This window comes from Actinomycetospora termitidis, assembly GCF_030286555.1.
Classification (GTDB): Bacteria; Actinomycetota; Actinomycetes; order Mycobacteriales; family Pseudonocardiaceae; genus Actinomycetospora; species Actinomycetospora termitidis.
The window spans coordinates 485,966-510,052 of record NZ_JASVWF010000004.1 but is presented as its reverse complement, the minus strand read 5'-3'; the positions used below and the strand labels follow the sequence as shown (position 1 = coordinate 510,052).

The following is a 24,087-nucleotide window of genomic DNA, read 5'->3' as shown; positions in this document are numbered from 1 at the left end:
TCCAGCGCCGATGGTACTGCGACCGCCAGGTCGTGGGAGAGTAGGACACCGCCGGAACACCCAACCACCCCCACACAGCTTTGTCATATCTCGAGAGTGAACGGCGTGATCGGTTTTGATCGATGGCGCCATTCGATGCGGGGCAGGACGACAACGTCCTGCCCCGTTTCGTCGTGTCAGGAGGCCGATCGGTGAGCGTGGACCCGCAGGACGGCCGGGGCGACCGATCGTCCACCCCGGAGGACCGCCGCCGGCCCGACGACTCCCGAGACCGGCGCTGCGGTGACCGTCCGGGGCGTCCTCCTCGCGGCGACGACCGTGCGCGCGGTGGACGCGCGGACGACCGCGGTCGCTCTTCGCGATGGGGCTCCGACCGGGCCGGCTACCGTGATCAGAACCCCCGTGGGCGCGACGGTGGCGGCCCGCGGGACGACCGGCGCTCCGGTGCCGGGCGTCCCTCCCAGGAGAGTGGTCGTGACCGTCAGCGGGACGACCGTCCACGCGTCGTCCCGAACGCCGGCTCGGACCGTCCCAAGGGAGACCGTGGACGCTCCGGAGGCGGGAGGCCCACGGACGATCGACGAGGCGGTCCGCGCCGCGACGACGATCGCGGTTCGGCCGACCGCGGCGGTCGGTCCGGTGCCGGTCGACCGTGGGAGGACCGTCGGGCGGGCGGCCCGGGCCGCGACCGGGGAGACGATCGACGGAGCGGATCCCGCGAGCGGTCCGAGGACTCCCGGAGCGGCACGCCCCGCGGCCGGGACGAGCGTCGTGGCGGTCCGGCTCCCGACCGGGGCGAGGACCGTCGGGGCGGACCCCGCCGTGACGCCGGTGGGCAGGGCGGTGAGCGCGGCCGCGGACCACGGCGAGACGACGCCGGGAGTTCGGGTCCGCGGCGGTCCGCAGGCTCCGGTGGGTCGCGCGAGGGTGGACCTCGCGGCGACGGAGGTCGCGGAGGCCCCCGGCGGGACGGCGACCGGCGCCAGGGACCACCCCGGGACCGTGACGGTCGGCCGCAGCGCGACCGTCGGGAGAGCGCGCCGCGCGCCGAGGGCCCTCGTCCGCAGCGGGCGGAGGACCGTCCGATCCGGCGGCACCAGGACGCCCAGCCGCGTCCGAGCGAGCCGGCGCTGCCCGACGAGGTGACGCCGGACCTGCTGGACTTCGAGGTCCGGCGGGACCTCCGTGGACTCCCGAAGGACCTGGCCGACAACGTGGCGCGCCACCTCGTGGCGGTCGGGGAGCTGCTCGACGACGACGTCGAGACCGCCCTCGCCCACGCCCGGTTCGCGCGGCACCGCGCGTCGCGGGTGGCGGTGGTGCGCGAGGCCTGCGGGCTGGCCGCGTACCACGCCGGTGAGTGGGCGGAAGCGCTGTCCGAGCTGCGAGCGAGCCGCCGCATGGGCGGGGCGCCGCACGTTCCGGTCATGGCGGACGCGGAGCGAGCCCTGGGCCGGCCGGAGCGCGCGCTCGAGATCGCCCGGAGCCCCGAGTCGGCCGACCTGCCGCGCGACGAGGCGATGGAGCTGCTCATCGTCAGCTCCGGCGCCCGCCGCGACCTCGGTGAGTTCGCCGCCGCCGTCGTCGGACTCCAGGTGCCGGAACTCGACGTGCGCCGTACCGACGACCCGTGGACGTGCCGGCTCTTCTACGCCTACGGCGAGGCGCTGCTCGGGGCCGGGCGTCGTGAGGAGGCCGTCCGCGCCTTCCTCGACGCCGCCCAGACCGACGCCGAGGGCGAGACCGACGCCGAGGAGCGGGCCGCGCTCGTCGCCGCGGGGGTCGACACCCCGCCCGGTGAGCTCGACGCCGAGGTGGCGGAGGAGGTGGCGACGGACGACGACGGCACCGACCAAGACGCCACCGACCACGCCGACGAGGACGCGATCGACTCCCCCGACGACCTGGCCGACGACGTCATCGACGACGCCGAGGCGCCGGCGGACGAGGCCGGCGCCTCGCCGGCCCGGGGCGACGAGGCGTGACCGGTCACCGGCACGACGCCCTGCTGGTCGACCTGGACGGGACGGTCTACGCCGGGCCCGCCGCCATCCCCGGTGCCGTCGAGGCGCTGGAGGCCGCGCGGGGGCGAGGGCTGACGGTCTCCTACGTCACGAACAACGCCTCCCGGGCTCCCGGCGCGGTCTCCGAGCATCTCGCCGAGCTCGGGCTGACCGTCACCGAGGAGGACGTGGTCACCAGCGCCCAGGCGGGCGCGGCGGTGCTGGCCGGACAGGTCGAGCCGGGCGCGCCCGTGCTGGTGCTCGGCACCGAGGCGCTCGCCGACGAGATCCGCGGCGTCGGGCTCACCCCGGTCCGGGCCGATGACGACGGCCCGGTCGCGGTCGTGCAGGGCCACTCCCCGGACACCGGGTGGCGCCAGCTCGCCGAGGCCGCCCTCACGCTGGCCCGCGGGGCGGTCTGGGTGGCGTGCAACGTCGACCCCACCCTGCCCTCCGAGCGCGGGCTGCTGCCCGGGAACGGGTCGATGGTCGCGGCACTGCGCCACGCGAGCCGTCGCGAACCCCAGGTCGCCGGCAAGCCCGCGACCCCGTTGCTGCGGCAGGCGATGGAGCGGGTCGGGTCGACGACGCCGCTGGTGGTCGGCGACCGCCTCGACACCGACATCGCGGGCGGGAACGCGGTCGGCGCCGAGTCCCTCCTCGTGCTGACCGGGGTCTCGACCGCCGCCGACCTGCTCGCCGCACCCTCCGACCAGCGGCCGACGTACGTCGCGGCCGACCTGGTCGCGCTCGCCGACGTCGAGGCCGTCCGGGTCGGTGCCGACGACGGGTGGACCGCGAAGGTCCACGACGACGGGTCGCTGGAGCTGGCGGCGTCGGCCGCCGGCGACGACGACCGGGAGGACCGCGTCGCCGCACTGCGGGCCCTGTGCACGGCGCACTGGGAGGCCGTCGGCGACGAGGGCGGGGCACCCGCGGTGCGCGGCGGCGACGACGCGGCCCGCCGGGTGCTCTCGTCGCTCGGCCTCGGTGCCGACCGGTGAGCTAGCGTGGCGGACGTGGATCACGGTGCGGACGGCGACGGGCTGACGCGGCTGCGCGAGGCCGCGGCCGCCGTCGCGACCCTCGACGCCACGTCGTCGGTGGACCCGATGGTGCACGCCGACCGGTTCGAGGCCCTCCACGAGGCCCTGGCGGCCGCCCTCGCCGACGTCGACACCCCGGACGCGGCGCCGCGGAGCTCGACCGTCGACCCCCACCGAACCTGAGCCCGTGGCCCGCACGACGAGCCGACGCCTGCGCCTGGACGCGGAGCTGGTGCGCCGCGGACTGGCCCGCTCGCGGGAGCAGGCGGCCGCCCTGATCGCGGACGGCCGGGTGACGGTCGGGGGCAGCGTCGCGACGAAGCCGGCGACGGCGGTCGAGACCGCCGCGGCCGTCGTCGTCACCCCGGAGCCGGACGGGACGGTCGACGACTGGGCCAGCCGCGGCGCCCACAAGCTGCTCGGCGCACTCGAGGCGTTCGACGTGGACCCGGACGGGCGGCGCTGTCTGGACGCCGGCGCGTCGACGGGCGGGTTCACCGACGTCCTGCTGCGCCGCGGGGCGCGGGAGATCGTGGCGGCCGACGTCGGGTACGGCCAGCTGGTGTGGTCCCTGCGCACCGACGAGCGGGTGACGGTGCTCGACCGCACCAACGTCCGGGCCCTCACCCCCGAGCAGATCGGGGGACCGGTCGACCTCGTGGTCGCGGACCTCTCGTTCATCTCGCTGCGCCTGGTGCTCGACGCGCTCGCGACGTGCACGGCGCCGGGCGGGGACCTGCTGCCGATGGTGAAGCCGCAGTTCGAGGTCGGGAAGGACCGGCTGGGCGCGGGCGGGGTGGTCCGGGACCCCGAGCTGCGGGTCGACGCGGTGCTGGGTGTGGTTGGCGCCGCACGCGAGCGGGGCCTCACGCTGGCCGGTGTGACGGCGAGCCCCCTGCCCGGACCGTCGGGGAACGTCGAGTACTTCCTGTGGCTGCGGCCCGGAACGGGTACGGGGGAAGAGGACGGCGCGTGGGTGCGCCGGGCGGTCGAGAACGGGCCGCAGTGACGTCATCGACGGGAGAGCGAGTGCGGGACGCGCTGATCGTGGTGCACACCGGGCGCGAGGCGACGCGGAAGGTCGCGTCGACGGTGGCGTCGCGGCTCTGCCGGGCGGGCTTCCAGCTGCGGGTGATGCCCGACGAGTTCTCCAGCGACGCGGGCCTGTTCGACGACCTCGACCCCGACGAACGGCCCCGGCGGATCGATCCCGACGACGACGCCGCCAACGGCGCGGAGATCGTCATCGTCCTCGGCGGCGACGGCACCCTGCTGCGCGCCGCGGAGCTGTGCCGGCAGGCGCGGGTGCCGCTGCTCGGGATCAACCTCGGCCACGTCGGATTCCTCGCCGAGGCCGACCTGGACGACCTGGACGAGGTGCTGGACGCGGTCGTCGCGCGGTCCTACCGCGTCGAGGAGCGGATGACCGTCGACGTGCAGGCCGCCCAGGACGGACAGGTGCTGGGCCGGACGTGGGCCCTGAACGAGGCCATCGTCGAGAAGACGAACTGGGCGAAGCTGCTCGACGTCGTGCTCGAGGTCGACGGCCGTCCGGTCTCCGAGTTCGCCTGCGACGGCGTCCTGTGCGCGACGCCCACCGGGTCCACGGCCTACGCCTACTCCGCGGGCGGGCCGGTGGTGTGGCCGGAGGTGCAGGCGATGCTGCTCGTGCCGTCGAACGCGCACGCCCTGTTCGCCCGCCCGCTGGTGGTGTCCCCGGAGTCGCGGGTGGCGCTCGAGGTCTCGCACCGGGGCGACGCCGGGGTCCTGGTGTGCGACGGGCGGCGGACGCTCGACCTGCCGCCGGGGTCGCGGGTGGAGATCGAACGGGGCGCGACCCCGGTCCTGCTCGCCCGGCTGCGGGTGCAGCCGTTCACCGATCGACTGGTGCGCAAGTTCGAACTGCCGGTCCAGGGCTGGCGCGGGCGCCGGTAGACGGCCCGCCTCCCACCGCGGTTCACCGACCGTTCGACCACCTGTTCGATTCGGATCGGCGTGTTCGGCCGTGGGTGTCGGACCCCGTCGTTACAGTGATCGCGTGCTCTCCGAGCTGAGAATCCAGGGCCTCGGCGTGATCGAGGACGCGACCCTGGAGCTGCATCCGGGGCTCACCGCGGTGACCGGCGAGACGGGCGCCGGCAAGACGATGGTGATCACCGGGCTGCACCTCCTGGGTGGCGGCCGCGCGGACTCCTCCCGCGTGCGGCGTGGGGCGTCGCGCGCGGTGGTGGAGGGTCGCTACGTGCTGCCCGTGGGGCCCGACACCCCCGAGGGGGATGGGGAGGAGGGTCCCGACGACGGGCCGCGGGACGCGGCGGGCATCGCCCGGGACGCCGACGCCGCCCTCGACGACGACGGGTCGCTCATCGCGGCCCGCACCGTCTCCGCCGACGGTCGGTCGCGGGCCCACCTCGGCGGCCGGTCGGTGCCGCTGACGGTGCTCTCCGACGTCGCCGACGCCTCGCTCGCCGTCCACGGCCAGCACGAGGCGCTGCGCCTGCTCCGCCCGGCCGAGCAGCGGGCGGTGCTCGACCGGTTCGCCGGCGCCTCGGCCACCGAGGCGCTGGCGCGCTACCGGTCGACGCGCACCCGGTGGCGCACGGCCGTCGCCGAGCTGGCCGACCGGCGGGAGCGGACCCGGGAGATGGCCCGCGAGGCCGACCTGCTGCGCCACGGGCTCACCGAGATCGAGGCGCTGGACCCGCGGTCCGGGGAGGACGACGAGCTGGTGGCGGAGGCCCGCCGGCTCGCCGACGTCGACGACCTGCGCTCGTCGGCGCTCACGGCGCTGGCCGCGGTCGCGGGCCCCCCGGACGGCACCGGCGACGAGCCGGACGCGACCGCGCTGGTCGCGGAGGCCCGGCGTGCGCTCGCCACCGACGACCCGCGGCTCACCGCGCTCGAGCCGCGCCTGGCCGAGGCGGCGACGCTGCTGACCGACGTCGCGGCCGAGCTCTCCGGCTACCTCGAGGGTCTCGAGGCCGACCCGGAGCGGCTGGCGTGGGTGCTCGAACGACAGGCTGCCCTCAAGGGGCTGACCCGCAAGTACGCGGCCGACGTCGACGGCGTGCTCGCGTGGGCCGACACGGCCCGCGAACGGCTCGAGTCGCTCGACGTGTCCGACGAGGCCATCGCGGCGCTCGCCGCGGAGGCCGAGCGGCTGGGCGCGGAGCTCACCGAGCAGGCCGTCGCGCTCACCGCCGTGCGCGCCGAGGCGGCCACGCGCCTGGCCGAGGCGGTCAGCTCGGAGCTCGACGGGCTCGCGATGGCCGCCGCCACGGTGCAGGTGCAGGTCGGCCACAAGGAGAGCGCCGGCGCGGACTCCCTCGAGATCGACGGCCGCCGGGTCGCCGCGGGCCCGGACGGCGTCGACGAGGTCGAACTGCTGCTCGCGCCGCACGCGGGCGCCCCGCCCCTGCCGATCGCCAAGGGCGCGTCCGGCGGTGAGCTCTCCCGGGTGATGCTGGCCGTCGAGGTGGTGCTGGCCGGCGCGGACACCGTGCCCACGCTCGTGTTCGACGAGGTCGATGCCGGGGTCGGGGGGCGTGCCGCGGTGGAGATCGGGCGGCGCCTCGCGCGGCTGGCCGAGACCCACCAGGTCGTCGTCGTCACCCACCTCGCGCAGGTCGCGGCCTACGCCGACCGCCAGCTCGTGGTCGACAAGGGTTCGGCCACCGAGGGCGTCACCCGCAGCTCGGTGCGCACCCTGGACGACTCGGAGCGGGTGGTCGAGCTGGCCCGGATGCTCGCGGGGACCGAGGAGACCGAGACCGGCCGGGCCCACGCGGAGGAGCTGTTGGCGGCCGCCGCGGAGGACCGGCGCGGCGTGCCCGACCCGACACCGATCACGAAGGGCACGAAGAGCGGGGGTCAGCGCAAGCCGAAGCGCCGGGCGGGCTGAGCGGGACGGGCTGAGCGGGACGGGCTGAGCCGGACGGGCGCCCGGGAGCGCCCGCTCGGCCGGTCTCCGTCCCTCCTGTGGTGTGTGGTGCGCCCGGGACGGGTGAGACGTGCGGGGTTCGTCGGCGTGGCGGCGTGTCCGGATCGTGATCGCGCGTCAGCATCGACGTCATGCGATGGCCTGGACGTGGGACCCGGACCCGGGAGGCGCCCCCCGGTGTGAGCGGCACGGCCCGCGTCGGACGTCGCGGCGCGTCCGGCGGGACGAACGACGCGGCGTACCTGCGCCGCCTCGGCCCCGGGGACGTCGCGGTCATCGACCAGGTCGACCTCGACCGCGCCACGGCGACGGCCCTGCTCGAGGCAGGCGTCGTCGGCGTGGTCAACGCGGCCCCGTCGATCTCCGGCCGGTACCCGAACCTCGGCCCGGAGATCCTGGTCGAGGCCGGGGTGACCCTGGTCGACGACTGCGGCCCGACCGTGTTCTCCGACCTCGCCGACGGCTCCACCGTGCGGCTGCACGACGGCGCCGTCCACGTCGGCGACCGGGAGGTGGTCCGCGGGTTCGCCCAGGACCGCGACACCGTCGCCGACCTGCTCGACGAGGCCCGCGGGGGCATGGCCGCGCAGCTCGAGGCCTTCTCCGCGAACACCAGCGAGTTCCTCGGCCGGGAGCGGTCGCTGCTCGTCGACGGGGTCGGGGTCCCGGCGATCTCGACGTCGATGCGCGACAAGCAGGTGGTCGTGGTCGCGGGCGGTCCCGGCACCGCCGAGGAGGTCCGCGCGCTCACCGGCTTCATCCGCGAGTACAAGCCCGTCCTCGTGGGCGTCGGCGACGGCGCGGACGCCCTGCGCGAGGCCGGGCACACGCCCGCCGTCGTCCTCGGCACGGTCGCGGAGCTCGACCCGTCGCTCGCCCGGAAGGCCCGCGACGTCGTCGTCCCCGCGGACCCGGACGGTTTCGTCGCCGGGTTGGCCCGCATGCAGGACCTCGGCGTCGACCCGATCGCCTTCCCGTCGTCGGCCAACCCCGAGGACATGGCGCTGCTGCTCGCGCACGCCCACGGCGCGGCCCTCGTCGTCGCGGTGGGCTTCGACGCCAGCCTCGGAGGATTCCTGGACCGCGGGCGCTCCGGCTCGATCCCGTCGACGTTCCTGACCCGGCTGCGCCTGGGCCCGACGCTGGTCGACGCGCCGGCCGTGCTCGCCCTGTACCGCAGCCGCGTGTCGATCCTGACCCTGGTGATGCTCGTCGTCGCCGTCCTCGCCGCCGCGGTCGTCGCCGCGCTCGCCCTGGGCGCCGGGCCGTCGCTGGTGCTGCTGCTCGAGACCGGGGGCCGCGCCGTGGCGCAGTGGGCGACGGCGGTCTACCGCGGGGTCGTCGGATGATCTCGTTCCGGTACCACGTCGTCTCGCTGTGCGCGGTCGTGCTGGCGCTCGCGCTCGGGGTCGTCCTGGGAGCCTCGTCGCTGTCCCAGACCATGCTCGGGGCGCTGTCCACGGACCGCGCGGACCTGTCCGGTCAGGTCGGCACGCTGACCGCCGAGCGGGACACCGCCCGTGCGGAGCAGGCCGCCGCCGACCGGGTGCTGGCCGGGGCCGCGCCGTCGCTGGTCGGCGGGACGCTGCCGGGCCGCACCGTCGTCGTGGTCGCCGCGCCCGGAGCCGACCCGGCGGACCTGGAAGCACTCACCGGACTCGTCGGGCAGGCCGGGGGCCGGGTCACCGGCTCTCTCACCCTGACCGACGCCGCGCTCGCCCCCGACCGCGCGGACGCCCTGCGCGGCCTGGTCACCCGCGTGCTGCCGGCGGGAGTCCAGCTCCCGTCGACCACCGACGCCGGCACCCTCACCGGGGCGCTGCTCGGGTCGCTCGTGACCTCCGGACGCGGGCCGACCAGCTCGCCCGCCGAGATCGGGACGGCGTTCACCGCCCTCGCCGACGGCGGATTCCTCGCACCCGGCGCGGCCCCGGCGCCCGCCCAGCTCGCGGTGGTCCTCGCGGGCGACGCGGCGAGCGGGCCCGACGCGGCCGGCCGCGCCACGACCCTCGCCCACCTCGCCGGCGGCGTGCGGGACGGGGGAGCGGGCACGGTGCTCGCGGCGCGCTCGGCGGACGGTGCCGTGGCGACGGCACGCCCCGACCAGGCCCTGCGTGGGCTCTCCACCGTCGACGGCGTCGGCACGACGGCGGGTCGGCTCGCCGTCGTGCTCGCCGCGGCGGAGCAGGCGGGCGGCCGCGCCGGGGCGTACGGCGCCTCGCCCGGCGTGTCGGCGCTCCCGCAGCGCACGCCGCCACCGGCCTGACCGACCGCCCCCGACGGGTGGTCGGCGCTGGTCACCCGGTCAGCGGTGTTAGGGTGAGGTTCCGTGCAGCACCCCCGGACCACCAAGCACGTGTTCGTCACCGGGGGCGTCGCGTCCTCGCTGGGCAAGGGCCTGACGGCATCGAGCCTCGGCCAGCTCCTCACCTCTCGCGGGCTGCGCGTGACGATGCAGAAGCTGGACCCGTACCTCAACGTCGATCCCGGGACGATGAACCCGTTCCAGCACGGCGAGGTCTTCGTGACCGAGGACGGGGCCGAGACCGACCTCGACATCGGGCACTACGAGCGGTTCCTCGACCGGGACCTCTCGGGCCGGGCCAACGTCACGACCGGGCAGGTCTACTCCGACGTCATCGCCAAGGAGCGCCGCGGCGAGTACCTCGGGGACACCGTCCAGGTCATCCCGCACATCACCGACGAGATCAAGTCGCGGGTGCTCGCGATGCGCGACGGCGGGGAGGGGCGGGGAGACGCAGCGCAGCGGAGCTCGACCGCGGCGGACAGCCCCGACGTCGTGATCACCGAGATCGGCGGGACGGTCGGCGACATCGAGTCGCTGCCGTTCCTCGAGGCCGCACGGCAGCTGCGGCACGAGGTCGGCCGCGACAACTGCTTCTTCCTGCACGTCTCGCTCGTGCCCTTCCTCGCGCCGAGCGGTGAGCTGAAGACCAAGCCGACGCAGCACTCGGTCGCGGCGCTGCGCAACATCGGCATCCAGCCCGACGGGCTCGTGCTGCGCGCCGACCGGCACATCCCCGAGGAGATGACCCGCAAGATCTCCCTGATGTGCGACGTGGACGAGGACGGCGTCGTCGCGTGCCCGGACGCGCCGTCGATCTACGACATCCCCCGCGTATTGCACTCCGAGGGCCTGGACGCCTACGTGGTGCGCCGGCTCGGGCTGCCGTTCCGCGACGTGGACTGGACGGTCTGGGGCGACCTGCTCGACCGGGTGCACAAGCCCTCGGAGACGGTGACGATCGCGATCGTCGGCAAGTACGTCGACCTCCCCGACGCCTACCTGTCGGTCACGGAGGCCGTGCGGGCGGGCGGGTTCGCCCACCGCGCGAAGGTCGCGATCCGCTGGGTGCCCAGCGACGACTGCGCGACCCCGTCGGGCGCGGAGAAGGCCCTGGCCGGGGTGCACGGCGTGCTGGTGCCGGGCGGGTTCGGCGTGCGCGGCATCGAGGGGAAGATCGGCGCGCTCGACCACGCCCGCCGCCACCACATCCCGGCGCTGGGGCTCTGCCTGGGCCTGCAGTGCATGGTCATCCACGCCGCCCGGGCCCTCGCCGGCATCGAGGACGCGAACTCCGCGGAGTTCGACCCCGACACGGCCGACCCGGTGATCTCGACGATGGCCGACCAGACCGACGTCGTCGCCGGCGACCGCGACATGGGCGGCACGATGCGCCTCGGCGCCTACCCCGCGGTGCTCGCGGCCGACACCGTCACGCGGGCCGCGTACGGCACCGGCCGGGTCTCCGAGCGCCACCGGCACCGCTACGAGGTCAACAACGCCTACCGGGAGCGGCTCGCCGCGGCCGGCCTGGTGTTCTCCGGGACCTCGCCCGAGGGCACCCTGGTCGAGTTCGTGGAGCTGCCCCGCGCGACGCACCCGTTCTTCGTCGGCACCCAGGCGCACCCCGAGCTGAAGTCCCGGCCGACCCGGGCGCACCCGCTGTTCGCGGCCTTCGTCGCCGCGGCGCTGCGGCACGACGCGTCGTCGCGGCTCTTCGGGGGCCAGGACACCGAGGACACGTCCGACGCCGCGGACCCGGCCGCGAGCGGCGGGGACGCGGTGGGCACCGATCCGTCGTCGGAGCCCGGCGACGTGCGCGTCCCCGAGTCGGCCACCCGGTGAGTGCGGTGGAGCCGCGCCGGCCGGAGACCCCGGACTCGCTGCGCGACCCGCACGGCGGTCACCCGCCGCACACGTTCGACGTCGTCGACTCCGACGTGCTCTACGAGGGTGCGATCTTCGCGCTGCGCGGCGACCGGGTGCGCATGCCCGGTGGGCGGATCGCGACGCGGGAGAAGGTCGAGCACTACGGGGCGGTCGCGATCGCCGCGCTGGACGACGAGGACCGACTCGTCATGATCTACCAGTACCGGCCGGCGATCGGGCGGCGGATCTGGGAGATGCCGGCCGGCCTGCTCGACGGCGGGTCGGAGGAGGCCCCCGTCGAGGCCGCGAAGCGGGAGCTGGTCGAGGAGGTCGGGATCGAGGCCGACGACTGGTCGACGCTGGTCGACGTCGTGGGCTGTCCCGGATTCGCCGACGAGTCCGTCCGCGTGTTCCTCGCCCGCGGGCTCCGCGAGGTCGACCGCCCGGCGAGCGGCGACGACGAGGAGGCCGACCTGGTGGTGCGCCGCGTACCGCTGGACGACCTGGTCACGGGCGCGATGTCCGGCGACGTCGTCAACGGGCCGTGCATCGCCGGGGTGTTCGCGGCGGCCGAGGTCGTCGCGGGACGGTTCACCCCGCGGCCGGTCGACGCACCGTGGCTCGACCGGCCGACGGAGTACGCCCGGCGCCGCGGCTGAGTCCGCGACGAGCGGTCCCGCATCGGGCTCGCAGCCGGGAGCGGAGCCCGATGAGGGACCTCTCGCGGCGCGGCACGGCCCGGGCGTCCGTGCCCGGCCGTACCGTCGGGACCCGTGGAGCCCGGGGACGTCGTGCAGACCTACCTGGACCATCTCGACGTCGAGCGCGGGATGTCCGTGCACACGCTGACGAACTACCGGCGCGACCTCACCCGCTACGTCGAGCACCTCACGGCCCGCGACCGCGGCGACCTCGCCGAGGTGACCGCGACCGACGTCGGGGCCTTCCTGACGGCGCTGCGGACCGGGGAGGACGGGCACCGTCCGCTGGCGACCGCCAGTGCCTCGCGGGCGGTGGTCGCGGTGCGCGGGCTGCACCGGTTCGCGCTCGCCGAGGGTGAGGTGGCGGTCGACGTCGCCGCCGAGGTCCACCCGCCCGCGCCGCCGCGCAAGCTGCCGAAGGCACTCGACGTGGACACGGTGACGCGGCTGCTCGAGGCGCCCCCGGAGGACGACCCGCGCGGCGTGCGGGACCGGGCGCTGCTCGAACTGCTCTACTCCACGGGCGCGCGGATCAGCGAGGTCGTGGGCCTCGACGTCGACGACGTGGACGCCGAGCAGCGCACCGTCGTGCTCTCGGGCAAGGGCGGCAAGCAGCGGCTGGTGCCGATCGGTCGCCCGGCGCTGGCGGCGCTGGAGGCCTACCGGGTGCGCTCGCGGCCGGGGTTCGCGATGCGGGGGCGGGGCACGCCGGCGCTGTTCCTCAACGCCCGGGGGGCACGGCTGTCGCGGCAGAGCGCGTGGAACGTGCTGCGCGAGACCGCCGAGTTCGCCGGGATCACCGCGGAGATCTCGCCGCACACCCTGCGGCACTCGTTCGCGACCCACCTGCTCGACGGCGGGGCCGACCTGCGCGTGGTGCAGGAGCTGCTGGGGCACGCGTCGGTGACCACGACGCAGATCTACACGATGGTCACGGTCGACCGGCTCCGGGAGGTCTACGCGACCTCGCACCCGCGGGCGCGAGCGGGTTAGCGTCCACCGTGGACTTCACCGAATCCGAGGACCACCGGCTGATCCGGGAGGCCGTGCGGGACCTCTGCGCCCGGTTCGACGACGACTACTGGGCGACCTGCGAGCGTGACCACGCCTTCCCCTGGGCGTTCTACGAGGCCATGGCCGCCGGAGGGTGGGTCGGGATCGCGATCCCGGAGGAGTACGGCGGCGGTGGCCAGGGGATCGCGGCCGCCGCGGTGGTCCTGGAGGAGGTCGCGGCCTCCGGGGCGTGCATGAACGGCGCGAGCGCGATCCACATGTCGGTGTTCGGCATGCACCCGGTGGTGCTGTACGGGTCCGAGGCCATGCGGGCCCGCTACCTGCCGCGGGTCGCCACCGGGGACCTGCACGTCGCATTCGGGGTCACCGAACCCGACGCGGGCCTGGACACCACCGCGATCACGACACGGGCGCAGCGCGACGGCGACGTCTACCGCGTCCACGGGCGCAAGGTGTGGACGTCGAAGGCGCTGGAGTCGGAGAAGGTGCTGCTGCTGGTGCGCACCACGCCCGACGGGAAGTGCGCCCGCCGGACGGACGGGATGTCGCTGCTGCTCGCCGACCTGCGCGATCCCGCCGTCACGATCACCCCGATCCCCAAGATGGGCCGCAACGCCGTCGCCTCGTGCGAGGTGGCCTACGACGGCCTCGAGGTGGCGGCCGAGGACCTCGTCGGCGAGGAGGGCCAGGGCTTCCGATACCTGCTCGACGGGCTCAACGCCGAGCGGGTGCTGATCGCCGCCGAGGCCCTCGGGACCGGGCGGGCGGCGCTGCGCCGGGCCGTGGCCTACGCGCAGGAGCGCCGGGTGTTCGGACGCTCGATCGGGGCCAACCAGGCCGTCGCGCACCCCCTGGCGGAGGCCCACGCCCGGCTGCACGCCGCGTCCCTGGTGGTGCGGGAGGCGGCGTGGACGGTCGACCGGGGCGAGCCTGCGGGGGAGGCGGCGAACACCGCGAAGTTCGTGGCCGCGGATGCCGGCTTCTTCGCCGCGGACACGGCGGTGCAGACCCACGGCGGGTTCGGCTACGCCGAGGAGTACCACGTCGAGCGCTACTTCCGGGAGGCGCGGCTGCAGCGCCTGGCCCCGCTGCCGCAGGCCATGGTGCTGAACTACCTGGCCCAGAGCGTGCTCGGGCTGGAGCGGTCGTACTAGCGCAGCGAGCAGACCACCACGAGCGGCTCCCGGCGCCCCGGCAGCCCGGGCACCACGTCGTCGAGGAGCGCGCCGAGCTCGGCGACGGTGCCCACCCGCCGGGCCTCGCAGCCGAGCCCGGTCGCGAGCGTCGCCACGTCCACCTCGCCGAAGCCCGGCCACGGCGCCTTGCCCCCGGCCTCCGTGGCCAGGCGGTCCATGATCGCGTAGCGGCCGTTGTCCATGACGAGGACGAGCACGCCGATCCGATAGTGGGCCGCGGTCCAGAGCGCCTGGACGCCGTAGAGGGTCGAGCCGTCCCCGACGACGGCCACCACCGGCCGGTCGGGCGCCCCGAGCTTCACCCCGATCGAGGCCGGCACCCCGAAGCCGAGCCCACCCTGCGCCGCGGAGAGGAACCCGAGCGGGGCGCGGGCCGGGACGAGCCGGTGCAGGTCCGGGCGCGAGGACGGCGTCTCCTCGACGACGACCGCGTCCGCCGGCAGGCGCCGGGCGAGCTCGACGAACACGGTCGGGGCGTCGAGCGGGCCGGATCCCGCCGCGTGAGGGGAACCCTCGGTCGCTCCAGTGGCCCGAGGGTTCCCCTCACGCGGGGTGGGGAGGGACGGCAGCGCGGCCGTCAGCGCGGAGACCGTCGCGGCCGGGTCGGCGAGCACGGCCAGGTCGGCGCGGCTGTGGTGGACGTCCTCGGCGTCGTCGGAGACCAGCGCGATCGTCGTGCCCGGTTCCACGAGCTCGCCGGGGGAGAACTGGTACTGCCGGAAGACCGGGGCGCCGACGACGAGCAGCAGGTCGTGGCCGGCGAGGGCCGACCGCAGCGCGGCGCGTTCCGGCGGCAGGTGCCCGGCGAAGAGCGGGTGGTCCTGCGGGAAGCCGGCGCGGGCGGCGAACGCCTCCTGCCGGACCGGAACCCCGAGCCGCTCGGCCAGCTCCACGAGCGCGGCCCAGGCGGCGGGGGTGTCGGCGTCGGCGCCGACGACGAGCGCCGGTGACCGGGCGCCGGCGACCAGGGCCGCCAGCTCCCGCACCGACCCCTCGTCGGGAAGGGATCCGCGGCGGACGAGGGCGGGGGAGGGCAGCGCGCGGGGGTCGGCCTCGGCGCCCCAGTCGTCGCTCGGGACCATCACGACGGCGGGTCCGCGGGCGGTCAGCGCCTCGTGGACGGCGCGGTCGATCGCGCCGGGGACGTCCTGCGGGCGCACCGGGGCCGACGTCCAGACCGGGTAGGAGCCGGCGAGCCCCTCGAGGTCGCCGGTGAGGAACGGCCGCGACGCGAGGTGGCGGCGGTCCTGCTGCCCGACCACGACGACGAGCGGGGTCCGGTTGACGCGGGCGGTCGCGAGCGCGCCGACCGCGTTGCCCAGCCCGGCAGTGGTGTGCAGGACGACGAGCGCGGGCCGGTCGGTGGCCGTCGCGTAGCCCGTGGCCAGCCCGACCACCGAGCCCTCGTGCAGGGCGAGCACGAAGTCGAGGTCGTCCGGGAGGTCGGTGAGGAGCGTGATCTCCGTGGAGCCCGGGTTGGCGAAGATCCGGTCGAGGCCGCGGCGGCGCAGGACGTCGAACGCGGCCTCGCGGACCGTGCTCAGGACGCCGCCCGGTCGGGCGCTGTGGCGGCGGCGGACGGGCCCTCGAGGTCACCGGCCGGCTCGGTGCGGCGGACGAACACCACCGCGACGGCGCCCAGGGCGGCGACCAGCGCGAAGAAGTAGAAGCCCCACGGGTAGGCGACGCCACCGGCGACGAGCGCCCCGGTGAACGCCGGCCCGGAGATCGCGCCGAGGCGGCCGACGCCACTGGCGGAGCCGAGCGCGGTCCCGCGGACGGCGGCGGGGTAGATGCGCCCGACCCAGGCGTAGACCAGCACCTGCGAGGAGAACACGAAGACGCCCGCGAGCAGGATCGCGACGTAGACCGTGGCGCCGGGCAGCGGGATCGAGAGCAGCGCGAGGAACACCGCGGCCACCGCGAACCAGGCGATCGTCGCGGGCCGGACCCCGACCCGGTCGGCGACACGGCCGCCGATCAGCAGGCCGATGACGGCGCCGACGTTGAGGGCGAGCAGCTGGAACAGTGCCTGCGTCAGCTCGTAGCCGGCCAGCCGCATGATCTCCGGCAGCCAGGTGTTGAGCCCGTAGACCAGCAGCAGGCCCATGAAGGACGCGACCCAGAAGGCGACCGTGGCCACCCCGAAGCCGCCGCGGAACAGGTCGCCGACCGGGTTCCGGCGGGCGGTGGGCCCGGACTCGCGGGCGACCGGGGCGGTGTCCGCGGGCAGTCGGCGCAGCATCAGCGGCACGAGCACGAGGGCGGGGACGGCGCCGACCACGAACATGAACTGCCAGCCCAGCGAGGTCACCAGCAGGGCGCCGAGCAGCGACGCGGCGACCGCGCCGACGTGATAGCCGGTCATGAGGACCGTGGTCGCGCTGTTCCCGCGCCGTGGCGGGGCGTGCTCGGCGGTCATGGCGAGCGCGACCGGGAGCACCCCGCCGAGCGGGACCCCGGCGAGGAAGCGCAGCACGCCCAGGCTGACCGGGCCGGTGGCCAGGGCGCACGCGGCCCCGAGGATCGAGAAGGCGAGGACGCAGACGACGACGGTGCGGCGCCGGCCCCACACGTCGGACACCGGCCCGACGGCGAGCGCGCCCACCATCACGCCGAGGAGCCCGACCGTGGTCACGGTGGTGAGGGCGGCCGCGCTCGCCCCGAACGACGGGTCGCGGCGCAGGACCGGGATGACGACGCCGAGGACGACCAGGTCGTAGCCCTCGAGCGCGACGGCCGACCAGGCGAGCCAGCGCACCCAGGTCGAGGACGGATTCGTCATCACGGTCACCTTCCTGGCCCGACACCCCTGTCGCGCCGTCGGCGGAGTATGGGTGGGGTCACGCGGCGTGGTCACCGGTCGCTCTCACTGAGCGGAAACGCACCGGGTCGTGCTCACGGGCGTCCGACGGAAACGGACATATCGTCCTGGTCGTGCGGTGGCTGCCGGTCGTGCTCGGTGCCGTCCTGCTCCTCGCGGTGTCGGCGTGCGGGAGCGCGCCGCCGTCCCGCGGCGAGGTCGAACACCGGGTGGCGACGGCCGTGGCCGACGCCGAGGGCGGGCCGGCGGTGACGGCGGTGACGGCGACGTGCGACGACCCGGTCGTCGACGAGCAGGTCTCCTGCCGGCTGGTCACGGCCGACGGGCGCCGCGGCTGGGCGGGCGTGACCGTGTCGGAGGCGTCCCGGGACCCGCTGACCGCCCGCGAACGCGCCGACCCGCTGTCCCTGCCCGACTCCCCGGGACACGTCCTGCGCTACCGGGGCGCGCTCGTGCTCGACGCCACGGGTGGATACGACCGCACCTTCCCCGCCCCGTTCGGGACCGACGCCCTCGCCGTGGGCCGGACGCTCACCCTGGAGGTCGGCCTGGCGCTGCGGTCGCTCGGGCGCGCGGGGGTGGTGCCGTTCTCCTGCCCGCAACCGGTGGTCGGGGGCACCGTGACCTGCACCGGACGCGACCCGGTCCGGTCCGCGGAGGTCGACCTCGTCGACGCCGGGACCCTGCGGGTGCGCTTCGCGGTGGTGTGAGCGCGCGTCAGGCGCGGTCCTGCGGGCGCACCCCGAGGCGCCGCGAGGCGGTCGCCGCGGCCACCTGGACGGCGGGGACGTACGGGGGCAGCGGGTCGGTCGCGGGCACCACGACGGCAAGGGCGGCGACCACGCGCCCGTCGGCGGCGGTGACCGGTGCCGCCACGGACGACACCCCGGCCGTCATCTCCTCGTGCGAGAGGCAGTGGCCGGTCCGCCGGATGTCGGCCAGCGCGGCCCGCAGGGTGGCCGGGTCGGTGATGGTGCCCGGCGCGAGGCGTGGCAGCCCGCGGCCGAGGATCTCCTCGACGAACGCGGCGGGCGAGTGCGCCAGCAGCACCTTCCCGGGCCCGCTCGCGTGCAGCGGCATGTCGCGTCCGACCCGCGAGCGCACCGTGTGGTCCTCCCGCCCGGCGAGCCGCTCGACGAACAGCGCCCGGTACCCGTCGAGGACCACGAGGTGCACGACGTGCCCGGTGACCGCCGCGAGGTCCTGCATCGGGGCGAGGGCCGCCTCGCGCAGGGTGCGGGCCGTCGGGGCGAGGGCCCCGATCCGCCACAGGCGCAGGCCGATCCGGTAGCGGCCGCGGCCGACGCGCTCCAGGGCGCCCCACGCCACGAGCTCGGCCACGATCCGGTGCGCCGTGGCCGGCGGCAGACCGGTGAGCGTGACGATGTCGGCGAGCGCGAGCTCCGGGGAGGCGTCGGTGAAGGCGGCGAGCACGGCCAGGGCACGACCGAGCACGGAGCGTGGCGCTTCGTCCGCTCCGCCGTCGTCCACCTCCGCCGACGTCATGACGCCGAGCATCCCCCTCGCACGCGTCCGCCACACCCCGGCGCGTCATGATGGCCCCGCTCGGGCCCCCCTCCTAGCCTGGGTGGCGGACGGGGGCCGTGTCCTTCCCCGCGTCACCCGGAGGGAGGATGATCGCGACCATGTCGGCACCTCTCTTCGATGCCGAGTCGCTCCGGATGGGGGAGCCGCCCCGTCCCGACGTCCCCGCCGTCACGCCCGCCGCCGAGCCGCCCGACCCGACGTCGCGACCCCGCCGGGAGATCCCCGAGCCCACGGCGCTGTCCGGACACGGTCCCGCGACCGTCCTCGCGATGTGCAACCAGAAGGGCGGGGTCGGCAAGACCACCTCGACGATCAACCTCGGTGCCGCGCTGGCCGAGTACGGACGCCGGGTGCTGCTGGTCGACTTCGACCCGCAGGGGGCGCTGTCGGTGGGGCTCGGGGTGCAGCCCCACGAGCTCGACACCACGATCTACAACCTGATCATGGAGCGGCGGGTGACGCTGGACGACGTCGTCCTGAAGACCGCTGTGGACGGCCTGGACCTGTTGCCGTCGAACATCGACCTCTCCGCGGCCGAGGTGCAGCTGGTCAGCGAGGTCGGTCGGGAGCAGACCCTGGGCCGGGTGCTGGCCCCCGCGCTGCCCCACTACGACTACGTGCTCGTCGACTGCCAGCCCTCGCTCGGCCTGCTGACGGTCAACGCGCTGGCCTGCGCGCACGGGGTGCTGATCCCGCTGGAGTGCGAGTACTTCTCGCTGCGCGGGGTGGCGCTGCTGATGGACACGATCGAGAAGGTGCAGGACCGCCTGAACCCGGATCTCGAGATCACCGGCATCCTGGCCACCATGTACGACCCGCGCACCCTGCACACCCGGGAGGTGATGGCCCGCGTGGTGGAGGCGTTCGGCGACCTCGTGTTCGACACCGTCATCAACCGGACGGTCCGCTTCCCGGAGACCACCGTGGCCGGCGAGCCGATCACGCGGTGGGCCTCCCGGTCGCAGGGGGCGGAGGCCTACCGGGCCCTGGCGCGCGAGGTCATCGCCCGGTGACCCTCACCCCGGAACGGACCGAGGAGCGGACCGGCTTCCAGGTCACCCTCGACAACTTCACCGGCCCGTTCGACCTGCTCCTGCAGCTCATCGGCCGCCACGAGCTCGACGTCACCGAGGTCGCGCTCTCCCGCGTGACCGACGACTTCATCGCCTACACCGCGGCGCTCGGCGGGTCGGCGGACCTGGAGGAGACGACGGGGTTCCTCGTCGTCGCGGCGACCCTGCTCGACCTCAAGGCGGCCCGCCTGCTGCCGGCCGCCGAGGTGGAGGACGAGGACGACCTTGCGCTGCTCGAGGCGCGGGACGTGCTCTTCGCCCGGCTGCTGCAGTACCGCGCCTACCAGCAGGTGGCGGCGCTGTTCCGGGAGCTGGAGGCGTCGGCGCGGCTGCGCTACCCGCGGGCGGTGTCCTTGTCCCCGGAACTCGCGGCGCTGCTGCCCCCGGTCGAGCTCGGGGTGGACGCGGCCGGGTTCGCCGAGGTCGCCGCGGCGGTGTTCCGGCCCTCCCCGCCGCCGACGGTCGGCCTGGACCACCTGCACGCGCCGAGCGTGTCGGTGCCCGAGCAGGTCACGATCATGAGCGGGCGGCTCGAGGAGGCGGGAGAGCTGACGTTCGCGCAGCTGTGCGCGGACTGCGAGCACGGGGCGGAGGTCGTCGGGCGGTTCCTGGGCGTCCTGGAGCTGTACCGCTCACGGCAGGTCGCGCTCGACCAGTCCGAGGCGTTCGCCGAACTGGCCGTCCGCTGGGCGCCGGACTCCGACGACCGCGGGACGGCGGCCCTGGACCCCGAGGCATGAGTCTTCCCGACGACGAGCTCCCCGGGCTCGGGACGGATGCTGACCTGGGTGCCGCGCTCGAGGCCGTGCTCATGGTCGTCGACGCGCCGGTGCCGGCCACGCAGCTCGCCGAGGTGCTCGAGGAGCCGGTCGCACGGGTGACGGCGGCGCTGGAGCGGTTGGCGGAGTCCTATCAGCAGCACGGGTTCGAGCTGCGCCGCACCGACGAGGGCTGGCGGTTCGCCTCCCGCGCCCGGTTCGCGCCGTACGTGGAGCGCTTCGTGCTCGACGGCCAGCGTGCCCGGCTGACCCGCGCCGCCCTGGAGACGCTCGCCGTCGTCGCCTACCGCCAGCCGGTGACCCGGGCGCGGGTGTCCGCGGTCCGCGGGGTCAACGTCGACGGCGTGATGCGCACGCTCAGCGCCCGCGGGCTGATCGTCGAGGCGGGCATGGACGGCGCGACGGGCGGGACGCTGTACCGGACGACGGAGCTGTTCCTGGAACGCCTCGGCCTGGGCTCGCTCGAAGAGCTGCCGCCGATCGCGCCGCTGCTGCCCGAGGTCGACGACATCGACGAACTGTGACCCGACCCGGGGCCATCGATGACGCAGGGTGACGCGCGTCCCGGACCATGTCGCAGAACCGGTGCCGGTGGAAGCGGTTCTGTGGTGCACATCCGCCAGGGACGAGCGTGGTCAGATGCCGGCCTTGCGGCGGGTCACCTCGAGTGGTTCGTCGTCAGGGGACGCAGCGCCGGTCGCCAGCTCGGCGGCGTAGCGGACCACGTGGCGGAAGCCGGCGGGGTCGCTCTGCAGGAGGGCCACCCGCCGCCATCGCTCGATGACCTCGTGGACGCCGGAGATGTCGAGTTCCCGGCGGGCACGCTCGAGGGCGTCGTCGTACTCGGCGACGAAGCCCGCGCGGTCCTCGGCGGTGGCCAGCCAGGTGTGGATGGTCGCCGGGGTCGCGCCGGGCAGCAGAGGGTGCGGGTGGGCCCGATCATCAGGGGCCCCGGGCGTCATGGTCCCGCACGGTAGTACTCCCTGGCGTCCTCGTGTGCTCACCCAGGAGATCCGGCACGGCTGCGGAGCAGTGCGGCCGGCACCGCGACGAGCGTCGCCGCCACCACGAGCGCGCCGCCCAGCGCGAGGGCGGGCCGCGCGTCGTCACCGCCGACCAGCAGCACGGCGAACGGCCCGACGACCTGGCCGAGCCCGTACAGCGCGGAGAACACGGCGACGACGGGGCCGGCGCTCCGGCCCGCGAGGGTCCGGGCCAGCGGCAGGGTCAGCATGACGATCGCGACGAACGTGCCGCCGAAGACGACCGCGGAGACGACCACGGCGACTGGGGACACGACGAACGCGGGGAGAGCCAGGCCCACGGCCTGCACGCCGAGGGCCGCGAGCAGCGCCGGGCCGCGCCCGCGCCGAGCGGCGACCCGGGCCCACAGCACGCACGACGGCACCGCGGCCAGGCCGGCGACCGTCCAGCTGCTCGCCGCGACCCACCCCGGCCCGATGTCGGTCGCGACGTCGACCAGGAACGTGCCGGTGATGATGTACCCGGCGCCCTCCAGGAAGTACGCCACGCCCAGCGCCACGAGCAGCTGCGTCCGGGGCGGGGGACCGTCCGGGCCGCCGTCGTCGTCCGGGGCCTCCGGCACGCGCGCGAGCCGCAGCGCGGGGATCGTCAGGACCAGCGCGAGCCCCGCGGCGACCCACCAGGTCGCGGTCCAGCCGCCGATCGCCGCGGCCGCCGGCGTCACGAGCCCGGAGAGCGCGATCCCGGCGCCCACGCCGCCGAACACCCAGCCAGAGAGGTCGTCGCGCGCGTGGCGACGCAGCAGCGTCAGGACGAGGTCGGCCGCCGTCACGAAGGCGAAGGCGCTCGCGACCCCGGAGACGCCGCGGGCGGCGGACCAGAGCGCGAACGATGCCGACAGCGGCATCGCGGCGAGCGTGAGGACCGTCAGCACCAGACCCGCCGTCAGGAACCCGCCGCGGTGCCGGCGGACGACGGGCGCCACGGCGAGGAGGCACCCGACCAGGTAGCCGACGTAGTTCACCGAGGCCAGCAGCCCGGCGTCGGTGGTCGAGAGACCGGCGCCGTCGCCCATCACCGGGATGATCGGGGTGAACACGAACCGGCCCACGCCCATCGCCGCGGCGAGGGCGGCCGCCCCCGCGGCGACCGCGACCCGGAGGCGCGGACGGGAGGCGACCGTCGTCGTCGACACGACCGCCGAGACTAGTGCGGCCACCGACTACCCTGGAGCCCCGTGACCGAGGGTGAGCAGGGAGTCCGCCTGCAGAAGGTGCTCGCGGAGGCCGGAGTGGCCTCGCGGCGGCAGGCCGAGATCCTGATGCGCCAGGGTCGGGTGGAGGTCGACGGCCAGGTCGTCAAGGAGATGGGCCGCCGGGTCGACCCGGAGACCAACGTGATCCACGTCGACGGCAGCCGGATCGTCACCGACGTCGAGACCGTGCACCTCGCGCTGAACAAGCCCGAGGGGATGCTGTCGACGATGTGGGACGAGCACGGCCGCCGCTGCGTCGGCGACGTCGTGCTGGAGAAGGCCGGGTCGACGAAGGGCCTGTTCCATGTCGGGCGCCTCGACGCCGCCACCGAGGGCCTGCTGCTGCTGACGAACGACGGCGAGCTGGCCAACCGACTGATGCACCCGTCCTACGAGGTGCCCAAGACCTACCTGGCGGAGATCCGCACGCCGGTCGCGAAGGACCTCGGGAAGGTCCTGCGCGCGGGCGTCGAGCTCGACGACGGGCCGGCGGCGGTGGACAGCTTCAAGGTGGTCGACCGGTCGGGCTCGCGGGTGATGGTCGAGGTCGTGCTGCACGAGGGGCGCAACCGGATCGTGCGCCGCATCTTCGAGGCGATCGACAAGCCCGTCGAGCGGCTGGTGCGCACCGCGGTCGGCGACGTGCGCCTCGGTGACCAGCGGCCGGGCACGCTGCGCAAGCTCGGCCGGGACGAGGTCGGAGCGTTGTACCACGCGGTGGGCCTGTAACTGCCGTCATCAGGCACAATGGACTCCCGGACGCACGTGTGGTCGACGTTCGGGAGGCGCTGGTCGTGGAGAAGGTCCTGCAGGGGGTCGTGGCGGTCGACGGACCGTCGGGCACCGGCAAGTCGACGACCGCCCGCGGCCTCGCGATGCGCCTCGGGGCGCGCTACCTCGACACCGGCGCGATGTACCGGGCGGCGACGCTCGCGGTGATGCGCTCCGGGGTGCCGCTGGACGCGACCGTCACCGACGCCGACGGGCACGACGACGCCGTCGCGGTGGCACTCGGCGCCGACCTCGGGATGTCCACCGACCCGGCCGAGCCGCGGGTGCGCCTCGGCGGCGAGGACGTCGGCGCGGAGATCCGCGGGGCCGACGTCACCCGCAACGTCTCGGCGATCTCGGCGCTGACCGAGGTCCGCCGACACCTGGTCGACGAGCAGCGGCGGATCATCGCGGCCGCGCACGACGACGGGTCGGGCATCGTCGTGGAGGGCCGGGACATCGGCACCGTCGTCGCCCCCGACGCCGACCTGAAGATCTACCTCGTGGCCTCGGACACCGTCCGGGCCGGCCGTCGCAGTGCCGAGGACACGTCCGCCGGGCGCGCCACCGACGCCACCGCGACCGGGGCCGACCTGGTCCGCCGTGACCGTCTCGACTCGTCCCGCGCGGCCTCCCCGCTGCGTGCCGCGGACGACGCGGTCGAGGTGGACACCTCGACGCTGGACATCGACGGCGTCCTGGACCGACTCGAGGAACTCGCCGCGGACCGCGGCATGCTGGTCCCCGCGCTGGCCGAGTCCAGCGCCAACGGAAGGTAA

23 protein-coding genes are annotated in these 24,087 nt (G+C 75.4%); 18 read left to right on the top strand and 5 right to left on the bottom strand.

The window, feature by feature from the left end; genetic code table 11:
- The first annotated feature begins 1,142 nt into the window (after positions 1-1,142).
- The 12 genes from QRT03_RS20655 to QRT03_RS20600 all read left to right on the top strand — a co-directional run bounded on the left by QRT03_RS20655 (position 1,143) and on the right by QRT03_RS20600 (position 14,032).
- A complete protein-coding gene (locus tag QRT03_RS20655) occupies positions 1,143-1,985 on the top strand; it encodes a hypothetical protein (protein WP_286054912.1) in 843 nt (280 codons plus the stop codon).
- Positions 1,982-3,007 carry an HAD-IIA family hydrolase gene (locus QRT03_RS20650; protein WP_286054911.1) on the top strand — a complete coding sequence of 342 codons (1,026 nt, stop codon included), beginning with the start codon at positions 1,982-1,984 and terminating at the stop codon, positions 3,005-3,007. The genes QRT03_RS20655 and QRT03_RS20650 overlap by 4 nt, the downstream gene beginning before the upstream one ends.
- A gap of 15 nt (positions 3,008-3,022) precedes the next feature.
- A complete protein-coding gene (locus QRT03_RS20645) occupies positions 3,023-3,232 on the top strand; it encodes a hypothetical protein (protein WP_286054910.1) in 210 nt (69 codons plus the stop codon).
- Positions 3,233-3,236: 4 nt separating this feature from the next.
- Entirely contained in the window at positions 3,237-4,058 is an 822-nt protein-coding gene (locus tag QRT03_RS20640; RefSeq protein WP_286054908.1) for a TlyA family RNA methyltransferase, read from the top strand.
- A gap of 20 nt (positions 4,059-4,078) precedes the next feature.
- Positions 4,079-4,984, top strand: a complete 906-nt coding sequence (locus QRT03_RS20635) for an NAD kinase (RefSeq protein WP_286054907.1) — start codon at positions 4,079-4,081, stop codon at positions 4,982-4,984.
- Positions 4,985-5,087: 103 nt separating this feature from the next.
- Positions 5,088-6,950, top strand: coding sequence for a DNA repair protein RecN (gene recN, locus QRT03_RS20630; RefSeq protein ID WP_286054906.1), 1,863 nt, complete (start codon positions 5,088-5,090; stop codon positions 6,948-6,950).
- A gap of 170 nt (positions 6,951-7,120) precedes the next feature.
- Positions 7,121-8,338 (top strand): putative cytokinetic ring protein SteA, encoded by a 1,218-nt coding sequence (steA, locus tag QRT03_RS20625; RefSeq protein ID WP_425604871.1) that lies wholly within the window; start codon positions 7,121-7,123, stop codon positions 8,336-8,338.
- Positions 8,335-9,255, top strand: coding sequence for a copper transporter (locus QRT03_RS20620; protein ID WP_286054904.1), 921 nt, complete (start codon positions 8,335-8,337; stop codon positions 9,253-9,255). The genes steA and QRT03_RS20620 overlap by 4 nt, the downstream gene beginning before the upstream one ends.
- Positions 9,256-9,318: 63 nt before the next feature.
- Positions 9,319-11,139: a CTP synthase gene (gene pyrG / locus QRT03_RS20615; RefSeq protein WP_286054903.1), complete on the top strand. Its 1,821-nt coding sequence runs from the start codon at positions 9,319-9,321 to the stop codon at positions 11,137-11,139.
- 5 nt (positions 11,140-11,144) lie between these two features.
- Positions 11,145-11,822 carry an NUDIX domain-containing protein gene (locus QRT03_RS20610; protein ID WP_286054902.1) on the top strand — a complete coding sequence of 226 codons (678 nt, stop codon included), beginning with the start codon at positions 11,145-11,147 and terminating at the stop codon, positions 11,820-11,822.
- 171 nt (positions 11,823-11,993) lie between these two features.
- The gene (locus tag QRT03_RS20605) at positions 11,994-12,857 is read left to right on the top strand and encodes a site-specific tyrosine recombinase XerD (RefSeq protein ID WP_425604876.1); all 864 of its coding nucleotides are present in this window, start codon (positions 11,994-11,996) and stop codon (positions 12,855-12,857) included.
- An 8-nt stretch (positions 12,858-12,865) separates the two neighbouring features.
- Entirely contained in the window at positions 12,866-14,032 is a 1,167-nt protein-coding gene (locus tag QRT03_RS20600; protein WP_286054900.1) for an acyl-CoA dehydrogenase family protein, read from the top strand.
- On the opposite strand, the gene QRT03_RS20595 is transcribed toward QRT03_RS20600, so the two are convergent.
- Both QRT03_RS20595 and QRT03_RS20590 read right to left on the bottom strand, forming a co-directional pair.
- Positions 14,029-15,618 carry a thiamine pyrophosphate-dependent enzyme gene (locus QRT03_RS20595; protein ID WP_286054940.1) on the bottom strand — a complete coding sequence of 530 codons (1,590 nt, stop codon included), beginning with the start codon at positions 15,616-15,618 and terminating at the stop codon, positions 14,029-14,031. The two genes, QRT03_RS20600 and QRT03_RS20595, sit on opposite strands and share 4 nt — an antisense overlap.
- A complete protein-coding gene (locus tag QRT03_RS20590) occupies positions 15,615-16,859 on the bottom strand; it encodes an MFS transporter (protein ID WP_286054899.1) in 1,245 nt (414 codons plus the stop codon). Before QRT03_RS20590 ends, QRT03_RS20595 begins: the two co-directional genes overlap by 4 nt.
- Positions 16,860-17,011: 152 nt before the next feature.
- Here QRT03_RS20590 and QRT03_RS20585 point away from each other — a divergent pair, with 152 nt between their 5' ends.
- Positions 17,012-17,608 (top strand): hypothetical protein, encoded by a 597-nt coding sequence (locus tag QRT03_RS20585; RefSeq protein ID WP_286054898.1) that lies wholly within the window; start codon positions 17,012-17,014, stop codon positions 17,606-17,608.
- A 7-nt stretch (positions 17,609-17,615) separates the two neighbouring features.
- On the opposite strand, the gene QRT03_RS20580 is transcribed toward QRT03_RS20585, so the two are convergent.
- Positions 17,616-18,404 (bottom strand): IclR family transcriptional regulator, encoded by a 789-nt coding sequence (locus tag QRT03_RS20580; RefSeq protein WP_286054897.1) that lies wholly within the window; start codon positions 18,402-18,404, stop codon positions 17,616-17,618.
- A 176-nt stretch (positions 18,405-18,580) separates the two neighbouring features.
- Between QRT03_RS20580 and QRT03_RS20575 the strand changes: the two genes are divergently transcribed.
- From QRT03_RS20575 to scpB, 3 genes are read left to right on the top strand one after another with little or no spacing between them, the layout of a single operon-like run.
- Complete coding sequence (locus QRT03_RS20575; protein ID WP_286054939.1) at positions 18,581-19,459, top strand: ParA family protein; 879 nt, start codon at positions 18,581-18,583, stop codon at positions 19,457-19,459.
- Positions 19,456-20,259, top strand: a complete 804-nt coding sequence (locus QRT03_RS20570) for a segregation and condensation protein A (protein WP_286054896.1) — start codon at positions 19,456-19,458, stop codon at positions 20,257-20,259. The genes QRT03_RS20575 and QRT03_RS20570 overlap by 4 nt, the downstream gene beginning before the upstream one ends.
- Positions 20,205-20,822 (top strand): SMC-Scp complex subunit ScpB, encoded by a 618-nt coding sequence (scpB, locus tag QRT03_RS20565; RefSeq protein WP_286054938.1) that lies wholly within the window; start codon positions 20,205-20,207, stop codon positions 20,820-20,822. The genes QRT03_RS20570 and scpB overlap by 55 nt, the downstream gene beginning before the upstream one ends.
- 111 nt (positions 20,823-20,933) lie before the next feature.
- On the opposite strand, the gene QRT03_RS20560 is transcribed toward scpB, so the two are convergent.
- Both QRT03_RS20560 and QRT03_RS20555 read right to left on the bottom strand, forming a co-directional pair.
- Entirely contained in the window at positions 20,934-21,260 is a 327-nt protein-coding gene (locus tag QRT03_RS20560) for a DUF6247 family protein (RefSeq protein ID WP_286054895.1), read from the bottom strand.
- 38 nt (positions 21,261-21,298) lie between these two features.
- On the bottom strand, positions 21,299-22,477 hold the full coding sequence (locus QRT03_RS20555; protein WP_286054894.1) for a YbfB/YjiJ family MFS transporter: 1,179 nt from the start codon (positions 22,475-22,477) through the stop codon (positions 21,299-21,301).
- 42 nt (positions 22,478-22,519) lie between these two features.
- Here QRT03_RS20555 and QRT03_RS20550 point away from each other — a divergent pair, with 42 nt between their 5' ends.
- Both QRT03_RS20550 and cmk read left to right on the top strand, forming a co-directional pair.
- Positions 22,520-23,266, top strand: a complete 747-nt coding sequence (locus tag QRT03_RS20550) for a pseudouridine synthase (protein WP_286054893.1) — start codon at positions 22,520-22,522, stop codon at positions 23,264-23,266.
- Positions 23,267-23,304: 38 nt separating this feature from the next.
- On the top strand, positions 23,305-24,087 hold the full coding sequence (gene cmk / locus QRT03_RS20545; RefSeq protein WP_286054892.1) for a (d)CMP kinase: 783 nt from the start codon (positions 23,305-23,307) through the stop codon (positions 24,085-24,087).

What these genes read in the sequence shown, in the direction of transcription:
- QRT03_RS20575 (WP_286054939.1), top strand. Translation starts at nt 18,581, where the DNA reads ATGGGGGAGCCGCCCCGTCCCGACGTCCCCGCCGTCACGCCCGCCGCC.
- QRT03_RS20580 (WP_286054897.1), bottom strand. Translation starts at nt 18,404, where the DNA reads ATGACGTCGGCGGAGGTGGACGACGGCGGAGCGGACGAAGCGCCACGC.
- steA (WP_425604871.1), top strand. Translation starts at nt 7,121, where the DNA reads ATGCGATGGCCTGGACGTGGGACCCGGACCCGGGAGGCGCCCCCCGGT.
- QRT03_RS20605 (WP_425604876.1), top strand. Translation starts at nt 11,994, where the DNA reads ATGTCCGTGCACACGCTGACGAACTACCGGCGCGACCTCACCCGCTAC.
- QRT03_RS20560 (WP_286054895.1), bottom strand. Translation starts at nt 21,260, where the DNA reads ATGACGCCCGGGGCCCCTGATGATCGGGCCCACCCGCACCCTCTGCTG.
- QRT03_RS20620 (WP_286054904.1), top strand. Translation starts at nt 8,335, where the DNA reads ATGATCTCGTTCCGGTACCACGTCGTCTCGCTGTGCGCGGTCGTGCTG.
- QRT03_RS20590 (WP_286054899.1), bottom strand. Translation starts at nt 16,859, where the DNA reads ATGACGAATCCGTCCTCGACCTGGGTGCGCTGGCTCGCCTGGTCGGCC.